This is a genomic window from Vibrio sp. 704 (assembly GCF_033339295.1).
This window is the reverse complement of record NZ_JAWOUH010000309.1, coordinates 1-795: the sequence shown is the minus strand read 5'-3', so window position 1 is coordinate 795 and position 795 is coordinate 1. Positions and strand designations below refer to the sequence as shown.

The 795-nt window shown below is 49.6% G+C and carries 1 protein-coding gene; it reads right to left on the bottom strand.

All coding sequences use genetic code 11. The annotated features are described in order from the left end of the window. On the bottom strand, positions 1-753 hold a 753-nt coding region (locus R7R24_RS26110), incomplete at its 3' end, for a catalase (RefSeq protein WP_318120030.1). Positions 754-795: the final 42 nt, after the last annotated feature.

Below are 795 nucleotides of genomic sequence, written 5' to 3'. Positions count from 1 at the left end.
CTGACGCTCAATCGACTCATACAAATCGCGGTGATGGCTTTCACGATCTTTGCCCGCCAGCAGTTGTGCTTCCTCATCGCTGATGTTCTTAATACCTTGCTGAGTTTTGAAGTGGAACTTCACCCAGTAGCGTTCATTTTCAGCGTTGATAAAGCTGAATGTATGGCTACCGAAGCCGTGCATGTGACGGTAAGACGCAGGAATACCACGATCACTCATGACGATGGTTACTTGATGGAACGCTTCTGGCAGCGATGTCCAAAAATCCCAGTTGTTGGTCGAGCTGCGCATGTTGGTGCGTGGATCGCGTTTCACCGCGTGGTTGAGGTCAGGGAACTTCAACGGGTCACGTAAGAAGAAGACTGGCGTGTTGTTGCCGACTAAATCCCAGTTGCCTTCTTCGGTGTAAAATTTTAGGGCGAAACCACGGATGTCTCGTTCTGCATCCGCTGCGCCGCGCTCACCAGCAACGGTCGTAAAGCGAGCAAATAGCTCGGTCTTTTTACCAACCTCAGAGAAAATTTTTGCACGAGTGTATTTTGTAATGTCGTGAGTCACGGTGAATGTGCCGTACGCGCCAGAACCTTTTGCGTGCATACGACGCTCAGGGATCACTTCACGATCAAAGTGCGCTAGCTTTTCTAGAAACCAGACATCTTGTAGGAGTTGAGGGCCACGTGGGCCTGCTGTCATCACGTTTTGGTTATGAGCGACTGGGCAACCTGCCGCAGTCGTTAGCTTTTTGTTTGTCATTCTTATTTCCCTCCAGGGATTCATCAAAACCTTAGAATCTGA